Raw genomic sequence first — 12,582 nt, 5'->3', positions numbered from 1 at the left:
GAGATTTTAGATTCAAAATATCGTTTGCAGCCAGCGCAGCCAGTTTTCCCCAAGCACCCCAGCCTGGAAGGATTCGGGAACGCACAGGGCAATTTTCTGTAGGTCGGCGGGTGCGTCGAGGCCCTGGGGGTTTTCGTTCATTCCGAAGCCGCCGTCGAAGTCGGAGCCGAGGCCCACCTTGTCCCAGCCGATCAGGCTGGCGGTGTGGGCCATATGCTTGCCTACCACACCCAGTTCCACCCGTTCCATGCCCCGCTTCCAGGTGTGCTCGAGGAAAAAGCTATACAACACCGTGCCGATAACCCCGTTGCGCGCGCCGATGGCCTGGATCATGGCATCGCTCAGGTGGCGATTGGAGAACTCGAGCCCCTCCCCCCCCAGCAAGGCCCGGGGGTTGCTGTGGGTGGCGCAGACCGGGCCCTGGAAGACCTCCACAGCCTGCCAGAAGGCCTGCTCGTCCATATGGGAAAAGTCCAGGGCCAGCCCCTGCTCGTCCATGGCTTGTAGCAGCTCCACCCCCAGCGCGCTCAGACCGCCGGGTTCGCGGGTGCCGCCGCAGTAGCGGGTGCGGTTCCAGGCGGGGCCAATCAGCCGCACCCCCTGGGCCTTCCAGAAAGCCACCTCGCCGGGCTCGCGGATGCACTCGGCGCCTTCAATCAGGATGACCAGGGCTGTGATTCCGTCCTCGGGCCACAAGGCCAGATGCCGGGTTAAATCGGCCTGGTTCCGCAGGATGCGCACCCAACCCTGTTCTTCCCAGCGCAGGTATACCTCTAGCTGCCGGAGGGCCTGGGCATGGGCGCTTTGGGGCTCGAGGTAGCGGCGGGGGTCTACCCAGAGGGTGGCAAAGCAGACCCCAACCTTCCCTTCACGCAGGGCCGGTAGGGTTACGACGGGGATGTCGCTGTGGGTATCGCGCTGGCGCAGGGTGGAAAGCGGCAGGGTCAGGTCGCGCCCCAGGTCCACTGCGTTGTGGGCGAGGTCGAGGTGGGCGTCCACGATCACGCCACCATACTAACGCCAAAAACCCTAGGCCCGGCCAAACAGAAACCTGGAGGCCCGCAGCCAGCGGGCCAGGATTCCCACCGCTAGGGGAATCAGCAGCGAGAGTGCCACATAGATGGTGAAGGCCGGGGAAACCCCCAAGGCTTCGGGGAAATGAGGGGTGCGCTCGAGCACCCGAATTACCAGCGGATGGAGGAGGTAGATGTGCAACGAATAGCGGCCCAGAAACTGCAATGCTGCGCTGAGCGGGGTGCGCGAAAGCCAGATGGCAACCGAGATTAGCACGAAGGATACCGCGCTGCTGTAGATCCAATAACCAGTTTGATATTGAAAGGTGTTGACCGGGATGTTGCGTATGGCATCGTACGCCAGAGGCAGGTAGAGGCTCATCCCAAGGCCCAGCACCACCAGCCCCCAGGCGCGATAACGCCGCACGATCTGCTCGAGCCCGTGCATCTGCTTCACCAGGGTGAGCCCCACCGCCAGGGTGGGCAGGTACCAGATAAGGGTGCTGCCAGGGAATGGCACTTGCCAGTACAGGCGGTTGGCCCAGTAAAAAGCTAAGGTTAGGCCGATACTGACAAGCAAAACGAGCCAGGCTGGCACCCTGCGACGGAGCACCGGAAGCAGCAGCGGCATCAGCAGCACCAGTTGAATGGCCAGTACCATGTAGTAGAGGTGAAAATAGCTCTTGCCCCATAGCAGGTAAAGGCCGATGCGCTCTAGCGTGAGTGGGGGTAAATTGCCTTCGAAGTAACGGAAAAGAAGGTAAATTCCCGTCCAGACCAGGTAGGGAACCACCACGGGCCGCAACCGGGCCCAAGAATACGGCTGGTTGTTGCGTAGCAGGCTGTTGCCGATCAGGATGGTCGAAAGAAACAGGAAAGCCGGAACCACCCAGGCCAGGAGCCGGTTGGTGGTGGCGATGAGCCACCAGTGCTCAGAGTCTGGGGGTACTTCGCGCAAAAATCGCCCACCAACGTGGGCTACCAGGACGCCCAGAATGGCGATGCCCCGGTACACGTCCACCCAGGGTAGGGGGTTGTTGGTAGTGGTAGCAGGGGGACTCGAGCCCATGCTTTATAAATAGAGGGCCTCTATTAGAAGAACCCCACGATTTGAGTATGAAATTTGGCTTGATGGCCTCAGCGAAGATGAGATTTGTTTATTTGTTCTGAATATAGTGCAACGCTACTGCTCATATAGAATGATTATTATCTTAATCTTCAGGGTTTTAACCAGTGCGCAAGGGCCTGGTTGACCAGTTGCCAGATGGCTGGGGTGGTGGTGTGCTCCAGGTCGGGGTAGAGCACCAGGTGATCCTGGGTGAGCTGACCCAGGCCAGCAAACCTGCCCAGGCAGGCACGTTCTTTGATGAGGGGGGCCGTCCACAACTGGCCTTCCCTGGTCAGCGCCACCCGGCGCACGCTTCGCCCGCTGGTTTCGCGCGCCTTAGCCAGGGCGCAGTATTGCAGCGGCGAGACGATGGGGTCGTTTCCCGCAGCAATTAGCAAAAGCGGGGCGGTGACCTCGTGGGCCCAGGTGAGCGGGCTGCGCTGGCGGTAGCATGCAGGGCAGGCTTGGGGCGAGGCGCCGATCAGTTCCTGCCAGCGGTTGTAGGCCTCGGTGCGACCGTAGCGCTCGAGGCGCTCCATCATGGCCGCAAAGTCGGTAGCACCCAGTAAGAACGCCACCCCCTTGGCCTGTGGGTCGTTGCGGGCGGCGCTTAGGGCCACGCAGGCCCCCAAGGAAATTCCCACATACGCCCGCTGAGCGGTGCCCCCTACCTGCGGCAGCCCATCGGCCAGTTGCCGCACATCGCTTCCTTCTTTTCCGCAGACTTCAATTTGACCCTGGCTCCGGCCCTGGCCGCGTAGATGGGGCAGGGCCACCAGGTAGCCCGCCTGAGCCCAGGTTCGGCAAAGCGCCTGGGTGCTCTCGTTGGGGCCGACAAAACCCCCGTGTACCAGCACGAGGCTGGGGAAAGGGCCCCGGCCCTTTGGTTTGCAGATTTCGGCAAACAACGGCACGTCGCTTTTGAATTGCACGGCCAGCCGCACAATGCTTCTATCGGGAAGCTGCTGGATTTTCCAGTTGTTGCTGGAGCGCGTTTGCAGCAATACCAAGCTGCCCATAACTAGATTAAGGGACACCAGAGCAAAAAATAACGCTTGTACCCCATTGCGCATCTCTTCAGTATGCCAAGGCTTGCTGAGAAGCAAGCGAGGCCGGCCGTGAAATTTGGAGCCAACGCATACTTTCGGGCACGGCTTCGCGGCATCATAGCGCCTGTGAACCTGGTCTGGCACCGCGCCGATCTTCGCTTGCACGACAACCCCGCCCTGGCCGAGGCCCTGCGAACCGGCCCGGCTGTGGGGTTGGTGGTTTTGGATCCCAACATTCTGCAAAACACCACGCCCCGGCGGCGGGCCTGGTTCTATCAGAACACCCAGGCCCTGCGCGAGGCTTATGCGGCGCGGGGGGGCCTCCTGCTGGTGCGCAGCGGCCTGCCCTGGGAGGTTCTGCCCCGAGTGGCAGCCGAGCTGGGCGTCCAGCGGGTGTTTGCCGTGCGGAACTCGACCCCCTATGCCCGGTTTCGTGACCAGAAGGTGGGCGAGGCCCTGCCGGGGCGCCTCCGCTGGCTGCCGGGTCAGTACATCCACGAGCCGGGAACCATCGTCAAGCCGGACGGGGGGGGCTACACGGTTTTTACGCCCTATTCCAAGCGCTGGTGGGCGGCCCCTGAGCCGGTTCTGCTCGAGGCCCCCGCTCACTTTCCGCCCTTTAGCCTGCCACCCGATTACGACCCGGGCGCTATTCCCCAGGAAGCCTCGGACGTGCCCCTGCCACCGGCGGGCGAGGCGGCGGCCCTGAAGGCGCTCGAGGTCTTCTTACGCGACAAACTGCCCCACTACCACCAGACCCGCGACGGGCTGGCCGGGGAGGGGGTCTCGAGGCTCTCCTACTACTTCACCCTGGGGGTTCTCTCGCCCCGGCTGGCCGCCCGTAAAGCCCTGCAGGTGGGGGGTGAGGGGGCCCGCAAGTGGGTCAACGAGCTGTGCTGGCGTGACTTTAGCGGCGACCTGCTCTACCACCGCCCGCAGATGATGACCCAGGCCTTCGACCCGCGCTGGGAAGGCCTGCCCTGGAACCACGATAGCGAAGTGTTTGAGGCCTGGCTGCACGGCCAGACCGGCATCCCGGTGGTGGATGCCTGCATGCGTGAGCTACAGGCCACCGGCTTTCTGTCTAACCGGGGGCGGATGGTGGTGGCGCAGTTTGCGGTCAAGCTGGCCTTGCTGCCCTGGCAGAAATGCGAGCGGGCCTTCCGCAACCTGCTCTTAGATGGCGACAACGCCTCCAACCTGCAGGGCTGGCACTGGGCGGGGGGGCTGGGGGTGGACGCCGCCCCCTACTTCCGGGTCTTCAACCTGATCACCCAGGCCGAGACCCACGACCCCCAGGGATTGTGGCTAAAGCGCTGGGTGCCCGAGTCGGGGGGCCGGGCCCAGCCCTACAAAACCCCGGTCATTGACCTGGACGCGGCCCGCAGGCGGTACCTGGCGGCTGCGGAGGGGATCGCCAGGGGCTAGGCGGTGGGGGTAGGGTCGGCATATAACACCGACTGGTTTGTTGGGCTCCAGGGCATAGTGTGAGCGCTGAGACTCGATAAAATCTGAAGCGTGCTACTATTTTTAGACCAGAGCGGAACCGACCATAAGGAGGCTCCCTACGAGGTATTGGCGGGTATTACGGTTTCTGAGGGCAAAGCATGGTCGCTAATTTGAAGCTATGCGCGATGCCCAGCTCGAGACCTTTGGGATCGAGCTGGTGGAGGTGTTGAAGGAGTTCAAGGGCAGTCAATCCATCCAACGGTGGACTGTGCGGCGCCCTCTGATGGTCAAATTACGCAGGGTTCGGGCCCTGGCCTGCATATAATCCGCAACAAGATGAGCGCTGAAAAGCTGCGCGAAGAAGACCTCAAACTGCTGCACCTGCTCGAGCAGATGCGCAGCCAGATAGCCCAGGCCAGCAGTAACCTCGACTCGCTCAAACAGGCCCTGGAGTCGGCGCAGCGCCTGGTCGAGGAGCGGAACCGAAACTTGCTGAACATTCGCAGCCCCTGGCTGGAAGGCTATGGTCGCGAAGCCGATGACCCGCTGACCGGTCTGCCGGGCCAGGCGGCTTTTGAACAGGCCCTCGAGCGCGCTTTCGCCAGCGGCGAAGCGTTTAGCGTGGTCGCCTTCGACCTGGACGAATTCCAAACCATTGTGCAGCGCTTCGGCCAGGCCCTGGCCGATGAGGTTTTGCGCCGTGTGGGGCAGTTGGTGCAGAAGACCCTGCGGGCCTCGGATGTTGCTGGACGAACCGGGGGCGATTCGTTCGCCCTGATTCTGCGTGGCATCACCGGGGATCGGGCCCTGGGGGTCTGTGAGCGGCTGCGGGTTGCGGTGTTCAAGTACCCCTGGAGCCAGCTTCACCCTGAACTTAAAGTCACCATCAGTTTGGGCTTTGCGGGCCGCGATGGCGAGCCAACCGCCCAGGCCGTGCTGGCTCGAGCCAAACACTTCCAGGCCGAGGCTAAAAACTCGGGCCGCAACCAGACCTTTCCCGGAATGTACTACTGAAGTGGGGTGAATGCTCATGTTCGGCCGTGCCCCGGAGCTTTTCAGAAGCCTTCTTGGCCGCTCCGAACCGACGCTGCGCTACGCTATAGCGGTTCTTGCAGCCTTGTTCTTTTTAGGCTGGCTGATTTTCGAGCTGGCCCAGGCCTTTTGAGAAAGCCTGTGGGCGTGGCTGATGTATACTGGGTTGTGGCGTAGACCGGGAAGAGTAGGCTGGCCGCGCCCACAGCAAGGGTGCCCCACCGGCTGAGAGGGCACCTGGAAACGCACCAGCCGAACGTCGCCCGCGAGCCTGCAGGAAGAACAGCCAACTGGCCCAGTAGAGCCTGCCGGGGGTGCCCGTTACAGCACATTTTGAGCGCCTGAGGCCCTGCTGGCGCTTCAGGAAGCGCGGTGGTACCGCGGGGTTTTCCTCGTCCGTGCAGCAAAGCCTGCAGGGGCGCTTTTGTTTATAGGGCGAGAGCATGAGGGAGCAGTGGACAGGCTGTAGGCCAGCATCAAGGTGGGCGGTGTGCATGACGAACCGATCGCACGCGCTTCTTTTCCATTGACGTTAGGGAGGTGCTATGAACGATATTCCCAGGGAATGGCAGCTCGAGCCCCATTATGAACCCGGTCTCTACTGGTTCAGCCGGGAGCCGCAGCCCCTCAAGCTGCTAGGGGAGGAAATACCGGCCACAGAGTCGGAGGAGTACCCCGGCTGGTACTTTCTTCAGCGCGGCGACCCCATGCGAATTGTGGATAGCCTCGAGGAGGCCCTGGCCGCCCTGAAGTCCCGCCTCAAGCACTGGAACATGAAAGACTTGCTGGGCCGACGTGCGCCCATTGAGGTCAGCGGTAAAGTCCGCAAGCAGATGATCATCGAGTTGCTCAATACCCCCATCGCCACCCCCCCGCCCGACTACGACCCCGACCGGGACGCGCCGCTACCCCCCTTGCTTTCGTGCAAATGGGAGCTGGGCGACTACCTGCTGGTCGCCAGCATTGATTACACCCCTTTCCGCCCGGAGTTCAGCACCCGCTTCGGCCAGCCCAACAACCCCATCCGCAGCCTGGTGGGCCAGGTCTGCACTCTTAGCGCAATAGACCTCGAGCTGCTCGATGAGGACGACCCGGATGACCTGGACGAAGACAACCTCGAGCCCCTCGACCTTCTGGAGGACGATGAAAGCTTTGAAGAAGAGGAGGAAGAGCAGGATTGGGAGGAAATTGCGGTGGGCCCGGTAAGCCTCGAGGGCAACCGCCTGACCGTGGGTTTCTGGAGCCACACCTTCGATGAAAACACCCAAGTGATTGGGGTGGCCTACGAGGAAGCCAGCTTCCAGGATGAGCAAAAACAATACTACCTGTCGCTAAGGAGCAACCATGACCGAACCTAAGGAACTACCCAAAGCCTACGACCCCCAGGCAGTGGAGCCCCGCTGGGCCCTGGAATGGGCCCAGAACCCCCTCAAGCCCGAACTCAACGCCCACAAGGGCAAGGGGCCTTTCACCATCGTGATCCCACCGCCCAACGTGACCGGCAACCTGCACCTGGGCCATGCGCTGGACAACACCATCATCGATACCATCATCCGCTTCAAGCGCATGCAGGGCTACGAGGCCCTGTACCTACCCGGCACCGATCATGCCGGCATCACCACCCAGGTGCTGGTCGAGCGCGAGCTGGCCCAGGAGGGGCTATCCCGCCACGACCTGGGCCGGGAGAAGTTTTTGGAACGGGTCTGGGCCTTCAAGGAGAAAAACGGCGGGGCTATTTTGCACCAGCTCCGGCGCATTGGGGCTTCTTGTGACTGGAGCCGCGAGCGCTTCACCATGGACGAAGGGCTCTCCCGCGCGGTGCGGCGGGCCTTCATCGAGTATTACCACCAGGGGCTGGCCTACCGGGGCAAGCGCATCGTGAACTGGGATCCGGTGGCCCAGACGGTGGTGAGCGACCTCGAGGTCAACGTCGAGCCCACCCCCGGCCAGCTCTACACCCTGGCCTACCCCCTGGCAGGGGGCGGTGAGATTCAGATTGCCACCGTGCGCCCGGAGACCATCTTTGCCGATGTGGCCGTTGCGGTAAACCCCGCCGACGAGCGCTACCGGCACTTAATTGGGCAGAAGGCCCGCATCCCCCTCACCGAGCGGTACATTCCCATCATTGCCGATGAAGCGGTGCTGATGGACTTCGGCACCGGGGCCCTGAAGATTACCCCGGCCCACGACCCCACCGACTTCGAGATCGGCAGCCGGCACCACCTGGAGATGCCCAGCGTGATTGACCTGAAGGGCTGCCTTGCGGGCGAGCTGGTGCCCGAGCCGTTCCGGGGTTTGGAGCGCTTCGAGGCCCGCCGGCGGGTGGTGCAGGCGCTGGAGGAAGCCGGGCACCTGCGGGAAGTCCGCGACTACACCATCGCCCTGGGCTACTCCGACCGCACCAAGGCCCCGGTGGAGCCCCTCCTGCTCGAGCAGTGGTTCGTGCGGATGAAGCCGGTGGCCGAGAAGGTGCTGGAAGGCCTGGATAAGGGCGAGATGCGCTTCGTGCCCGAGCGCTGGGAGAAGGTCAACCGCGACTGGCTGGAAAACATCAAGGACTGGGCCATCGCCCGGCAGCTCTGGTGGGGCCACCAGATACCGGCCTGGTACGACGAGGAGGGCAACATCTACGTGCCCGACCCGGACAACCCCGACCTCGACTGCGACCAGGATCCCCGCTACGCCCACCTCAAGCTGCGGCGCGACGAGGACGTTTTCGACACCTGGTTCTCTTCGGCGCTGTGGCCTTTTTCCACCCTGGGCTGGCCCGATGCCACCCCCGACCTGAAGAAGTACTACCCCACCGACGTGCTGGTGACGGGCTACGACATCATCTTCTTCTGGGTGGCCCGTATGCAGATGTCGGGCTACCAGTTCACCGGTCGGGCCCCTTTCCACACCATCGTGCTGCACGGGCTGTACCTGGACGCCAAGGGACAGAAGATGTCCAAAAGCAAGGGCAACGGCATTGACCCCCTCGAGCTCATCGACAAATACGGGGCCGACGCCTGCCGCTTCGCCTGGGACTACCTGGCTACCGGTGGGCAGGACATCCGCCACGACGAGCGGCGCTACGAGCAGGGGCGCAACTTTGCCAACAAGCTCTACAACGCCACGCGCTTCGTGCTGATGAACAAGCAGGCGGGCCGCTCCAGCGCCCCGGCCACCCCCACCCTGGCCGACCGCTGGATGGTTTCGCGCCTGAACCGGGGCATCGCCGAGATTACCGAGGCCTACGAGGCCTTCGACCTGGGCCGGGCCGCCCGGCTGGTCTACGAGCTGGTCTGGAGCGAGTTTTGCGACTGGTACTTGGAGGCCGCCAAGCCCGCACTGCGCGAGGGCAACCAGGCCACCCTGCACACCCTGGAGTCCACCCTGGCGACCCTGCTCAAGCTGCTGCACCCCATCATGCCCTTCATCACCTCGGAGCTGTACGAGGCCCTCACCGGCGATACCACCCAGCTGGCCTTGCAGGACTGGCCCCAGGTTGGTGCGCGCGACCTCGAGGCGGAAAAAGCCTTCGAAACCCTGCAGGCCGCCATCACCGCCACCCGCAACCTGCGGGCCGAGCTGGGCATCCCGCCCCAGCAGGAAGTCGCGGTGCATCTGGAGGGGCCGGGGGCGGCGCTGGTGATGGAGAACCTGGCGCTGTTCCGCTTCCTCAGCAAAGCCCAAGCCTCTATAGGTAGCCCCGAAAAAGCCATTGCCCAGGTGACCCCCAGCACCACCGTCTACCTCAAGCCCGAAGGTGACCTATCGAGCTTCCTGGAGCGCCAGCGCAAGCGGCTGCTCGAGCTGGAGAAGCAGGTTGAGCAGGGACAGAAAAAACTCGCCAACCCGGGTTTTGTGGAGCGGGCCGACCCGGCCATCGTGCAGGCCGAGCGGGAGCGGCTAGCCGAGAACCAGGCCCAGCTCGAGCGCATCCGACAAAACCTGGCCCGGCTGGGGTAGGGGGGCTTACAGCTCCTTGGGGTCTGGCCGGTGGGGCTCGAGGCCAAAGTAGCCCAGCTCGTATAACCGCTGCCAGACCCGGCTCACGGGCAGGCCCATCACGGTGTAGAAGTCGCCCTCAATGCGCTCCAGCAGCACCATGCCCAGCCCCTGTGCGCCGTAGCCCCCGGCTTTGTCCAGCCCCTCGCCGCTTTGGATATACCACTCGATCTCCCAGGCCTGTAGCGGGCGGAAGGCGACCTGTGTCAGGGCCACCTCACGGTGCAGGCCTCCGTCCGGTTTGAGAATGGCAAAGCCGGTGTACACCGTGTGCTGCCGCCCCGAGAGCCGCTGCAAGAATCGCCTGTTCTCCTGGGGGTCGCGGGGCTTGCCCAGGGTTTCATCCCCCAGGGCGACCACGGTATCGGCCGCCAGCACCCACTGCCCTGGCTGCCAGATGGCCTGGGCTTTCTGGGTAGCCAGCTCCAGGGCCATGCGGGCGGGCTCGAGGTGCCGGAGGCTTTCTTCGTTTATGTTAGCCGGACGCGCCTCAAAAGGCAGGTTCAGCCGCTGCAATAGCTCGGCCCTGCGCGGGCTTTGTGAGGCCAGGATCAGGGTAGGAAGGTTCTTCATAGGCGGGTACCTGCACGCCAGATGCTCTCCACCTCGCGCTGGTAGCGCTGGGCCAGTGCGCTGTCCCGCAGGATCAGCAGGTTTTCGTTGTTGCGGCCGAACCCGGAATTGGTGAAATTGTAGCTGCCCGTAATCACCCACTCACCGTCCACCACCATCACCTTGTGGTGCATGGTGTAGGGGTTGCCGTCTTTGCGCACATCCACCCCGGCCTGCTTCAGGGTTTCGTCCCGCGAGTTCTCCAGGTTGCGCGTATCGATTACCACCCGAACCCGCACCCCACGCCGATGGGCCTGCACCAGCGCCTCGATGATGCGGGTATCGGTCAGCACATACGCAGCCACCCAGATTTCCTGACGGGCACGCCCCAGCACTTCGAGGATCGCGCCTCGAGCCCGGCGTCCACCGGCCGGGCTAAAGTAGACCACACCCTCGGTACTGCCAATCTGGAAGCGCTCGGAGCGGCCCAGGCCGTTTTCCTGACCAGCGAACAGCGCTTCGAACTCGGCCCGGTAGGTCTGTACCAGGCCCGGCACCGGTAGCCACAGGCTGTTTTCGTTATTGCGCTCAAAGGCATTCCAGGTCAGGTTGGTGCTACCCGTCCAGACCCCCAGGTTATCGATGAGCACGAACTTGTGGTGCATGAGGGCGCTGGTGCGGCTGTCGTAGCAAACCTGCACGCGCTGTAAGGTTTCGCAGCGGGCCTGGTTGTTGCTGCGCACGCCCAGGCTCTCGCGGGTCTCGCGGCGGTAGTCGGAGTCGTTGAGCATTCGCACCCGCACCCCGCGGGCGGCTGCACGTATGAGGGCCTGCCCTATCTCGCGGTCTTCGAGCTCGAGGGCGGCCACCTCAACCTGGTTCTGGGCTGCGTTGATCAGGCCCACCAGGCGATTCTTGGCGGTAGGGCCCTGCTCGGGGGCAAAATACAGCTCGAGGCCACCGGCCGATCTGTACACCGATGGAATCGGGCGAAGGTAGGCCTCCCAAACCAGATAACCCACCACGGCCAGGAGCAGCAGAAAGAGCCACGGCCGATCGCCGCCGCGCCGGCCTCGGTAGCGGCCTCTGGGACGAAATAAGCCCCACATAGCCCAAAGCGAATTGAACCTGGAACCACGACGCATAGCAGATGTCTACTGTACAACGGAAGGTTGTTTGTAACCAATCCACCAAACTTGACCATATGCCTTGACAAGAGATATTCCCAGCCCAGGCCGACTAGCGCAATTTATTGGACTCGGGTACAATCTCTTCATGCTTACCCTTCGGGAAAGGCAAAAACAGCGTCGCCGAGACCGCATTTTCCGCACTGCCATCAACCTATTCCGTGAGAAAGGCTTTCATCAGACCACAGCCACCGACATTGCTAAAGCTTCGCACGTTTCAAGGGGCACTTTTTTCAACTATTATTCCTATAAGGAGGCGGTTCTACTCGACTTCGGTGCCCAGCTACTGAACGAACTACGGGAACAAGCCCTGTCCGAGCTGGCTCAAGGTGAGCCTCCCCTCGAGGTGCTGCGCCGCTTATGGAACCGCCTGGCCGAGGTTAGTGAGCGTGAACGCGTGCTACTCTCCCCTCTAGCTTACGAGCTGCTGAACCCCGATCCCCAGCGTGCCAAGGCTGCTTTTGAAGCTCTGCCCCTGGGCGACCTGATTGCCGAAATTCTGCACCCGCTAAGAACCCAGGGTCGGTTGCGGCAGGATATGTCGCTCGAGCGCATCTCCCGCTCCATTGCCGATGTGTACCTGCTCTCGGCGTTGCGCTGGGCGGCTTATACCCCGGGGCGGCAGCTTAAGGATGAGATGAACAAGTTCCTCGACCTGATGCTGGAAGGCGCCCTGGCCAGGGAGGCCGCCAAGCCAGCCAAGGCTGCACGCACCTCGAGCTAGGCCATGCACAGCCTGCTCATACCCACCCCGGTGGGTCCACTCTACGCCAAAGCCAGCCCCCAGGGGTTGCTATCGGTGGAGCTGCTGGTCTTGGGGGAGGGCTTTCCCGAACGTCCCAACGCCCTGCTCAACGACCTGGCCCGGCGGGTGGAGGCCTACTTTGCCGGTAAGGGTGAAACCTTTTTGCAGGTGCCCCTCGACTACAGCGGCCTCGAGGCCCGGCGAATAGCCCTTTACGAGGAGGTGCGGCGCATTCCCCCCGGCCAGACCCGCAGCTACGCCCAGATGGGGCGCCTGTGCGGCCTCACGCCCCGGGCGGTGGGGGCCGCCATGCGGGCCTGTCCGTTCTTCCTGGTGGTTCCGGCCCAGCGCGTGATTCATGCCGATGGGCGGCTGGGGGGTTTTGCCGGGCGGGAGGGCGTGAAGGAGTGGCTTTTGCGATGGGAGGGGGCTCAGTTGTCGCCCTGAGGGGCTTTGT

Annotated in this window: 12 protein-coding genes; 7 read left to right on the top strand and 5 right to left on the bottom strand. The window is 63.1% G+C overall.

Features of this window, described 5'->3' with window-relative positions; all coding sequences use genetic code 11:
- Positions 1-12: 12 nt before the first annotated feature.
- The 3 genes from MRUB_RS11325 to MRUB_RS11315 all read right to left on the bottom strand — a co-directional run bounded on the left by MRUB_RS11325 (position 13) and on the right by MRUB_RS11315 (position 3,140).
- On the bottom strand, positions 13-1,005 hold the full coding sequence (locus MRUB_RS11325) for a dipeptidase (RefSeq protein WP_013014498.1): 993 nt from the start codon (positions 1,003-1,005) through the stop codon (positions 13-15).
- Between the two features lie 24 nt (positions 1,006-1,029).
- On the bottom strand, positions 1,030-2,082 hold the full coding sequence (locus tag MRUB_RS11320; protein ID WP_013014497.1) for an acyltransferase: 1,053 nt from the start codon (positions 2,080-2,082) through the stop codon (positions 1,030-1,032).
- A 149-nt stretch (positions 2,083-2,231) separates the two neighbouring features.
- Positions 2,232-3,140: an alpha/beta hydrolase family protein gene (locus MRUB_RS11315; protein ID WP_015586777.1), complete on the bottom strand. Its 909-nt coding sequence runs from the start codon at positions 3,138-3,140 to the stop codon at positions 2,232-2,234.
- 156 nt (positions 3,141-3,296) lie between these two features.
- Between MRUB_RS11315 and MRUB_RS11310 the strand changes: the two genes are divergently transcribed.
- The 5 genes from MRUB_RS11310 to MRUB_RS11295 all read left to right on the top strand — a co-directional run bounded on the left by MRUB_RS11310 (position 3,297) and on the right by MRUB_RS11295 (position 9,602).
- Entirely contained in the window at positions 3,297-4,598 is a 1,302-nt protein-coding gene (locus MRUB_RS11310; RefSeq protein ID WP_013014495.1) for a cryptochrome/photolyase family protein, read from the top strand.
- A gap of 199 nt (positions 4,599-4,797) precedes the next feature.
- Positions 4,798-4,944, top strand: coding sequence for a hypothetical protein (locus MRUB_RS15945; protein WP_013014494.1), 147 nt, complete (start codon positions 4,798-4,800; stop codon positions 4,942-4,944).
- An 11-nt stretch (positions 4,945-4,955) separates the two neighbouring features.
- On the top strand, positions 4,956-5,633 hold the full coding sequence (locus MRUB_RS11305; protein WP_013014493.1) for a GGDEF domain-containing protein: 678 nt from the start codon (positions 4,956-4,958) through the stop codon (positions 5,631-5,633).
- Between the two features lie 563 nt (positions 5,634-6,196).
- Positions 6,197-7,009, top strand: coding sequence for a hypothetical protein (locus MRUB_RS11300; protein WP_013014491.1), 813 nt, complete (start codon positions 6,197-6,199; stop codon positions 7,007-7,009).
- A complete protein-coding gene (locus MRUB_RS11295) occupies positions 6,996-9,602 on the top strand; it encodes a valine--tRNA ligase (protein WP_013014490.1) in 2,607 nt (868 codons plus the stop codon). Before MRUB_RS11300 ends, MRUB_RS11295 begins: the two co-directional genes overlap by 14 nt.
- 6 nt (positions 9,603-9,608) lie before the next feature.
- Here the strand turns inward: MRUB_RS11295 and MRUB_RS11290 are convergent, their stop codons facing one another.
- Both MRUB_RS11290 and MRUB_RS11285 read right to left on the bottom strand, forming a co-directional pair.
- The gene (locus tag MRUB_RS11290) at positions 9,609-10,214 is read right to left on the bottom strand and encodes a Maf family protein (protein WP_013014489.1); all 606 of its coding nucleotides are present in this window, start codon (positions 10,212-10,214) and stop codon (positions 9,609-9,611) included.
- A complete protein-coding gene (locus MRUB_RS11285; protein ID WP_013014488.1) occupies positions 10,211-11,302 on the bottom strand; it encodes a phospholipase D-like domain-containing protein in 1,092 nt (363 codons plus the stop codon). Before MRUB_RS11285 ends, MRUB_RS11290 begins: the two co-directional genes overlap by 4 nt.
- Before the next feature lie 166 nt (positions 11,303-11,468).
- Here MRUB_RS11285 and MRUB_RS11280 point away from each other — a divergent pair, with 166 nt between their 5' ends.
- Both MRUB_RS11280 and MRUB_RS11275 read left to right on the top strand, forming a co-directional pair.
- Positions 11,469-12,104 (top strand): TetR/AcrR family transcriptional regulator, encoded by a 636-nt coding sequence (locus tag MRUB_RS11280; protein WP_013014487.1) that lies wholly within the window; start codon positions 11,469-11,471, stop codon positions 12,102-12,104.
- Positions 12,105-12,107: 3 nt separating this feature from the next.
- Complete coding sequence (locus tag MRUB_RS11275; RefSeq protein ID WP_013014486.1) at positions 12,108-12,572, top strand: methylated-DNA--[protein]-cysteine S-methyltransferase; 465 nt, start codon at positions 12,108-12,110, stop codon at positions 12,570-12,572.
- Positions 12,573-12,582: the final 10 nt, after the last annotated feature.

The sequence above is a fragment of the Meiothermus ruber DSM 1279 genome (assembly GCF_000024425.1).
Taxonomy (GTDB): Bacteria; Deinococcota; Deinococci; order Deinococcales; family Thermaceae; genus Meiothermus; species Meiothermus ruber.
Note: the sequence above shows the minus strand (reverse complement) of the source record. Positions and strands in the feature narration are given on the sequence as shown.

Coding starts and splice junctions, on each gene's coding strand:
- MRUB_RS11290 (WP_013014489.1), bottom strand. CDS start 10,214: ATGAAGAACCTTCCTACCCTGATCCTGGCCTCACAAAGCCCGCGCAGG.
- MRUB_RS11305 (WP_013014493.1), top strand. CDS start 4,956: ATGAGCGCTGAAAAGCTGCGCGAAGAAGACCTCAAACTGCTGCACCTG.
- MRUB_RS15945 (WP_013014494.1), top strand. CDS start 4,798: ATGCGCGATGCCCAGCTCGAGACCTTTGGGATCGAGCTGGTGGAGGTG.
- MRUB_RS11315 (WP_015586777.1), bottom strand. CDS start 3,140: ATGGGCAGCTTGGTATTGCTGCAAACGCGCTCCAGCAACAACTGGAAA.
- MRUB_RS11280 (WP_013014487.1), top strand. CDS start 11,469: ATGCTTACCCTTCGGGAAAGGCAAAAACAGCGTCGCCGAGACCGCATT.
- MRUB_RS11320 (WP_013014497.1), bottom strand. CDS start 2,082: ATGGGCTCGAGTCCCCCTGCTACCACTACCAACAACCCCCTACCCTGG.
- MRUB_RS11300 (WP_013014491.1), top strand. CDS start 6,197: ATGAACGATATTCCCAGGGAATGGCAGCTCGAGCCCCATTATGAACCC.
- MRUB_RS11295 (WP_013014490.1), top strand. CDS start 6,996: ATGACCGAACCTAAGGAACTACCCAAAGCCTACGACCCCCAGGCAGTG.
- MRUB_RS11275 (WP_013014486.1), top strand. CDS start 12,108: ATGCACAGCCTGCTCATACCCACCCCGGTGGGTCCACTCTACGCCAAA.
- MRUB_RS11285 (WP_013014488.1), bottom strand. CDS start 11,302: ATGTGGGGCTTATTTCGTCCCAGAGGCCGCTACCGAGGCCGGCGCGGC.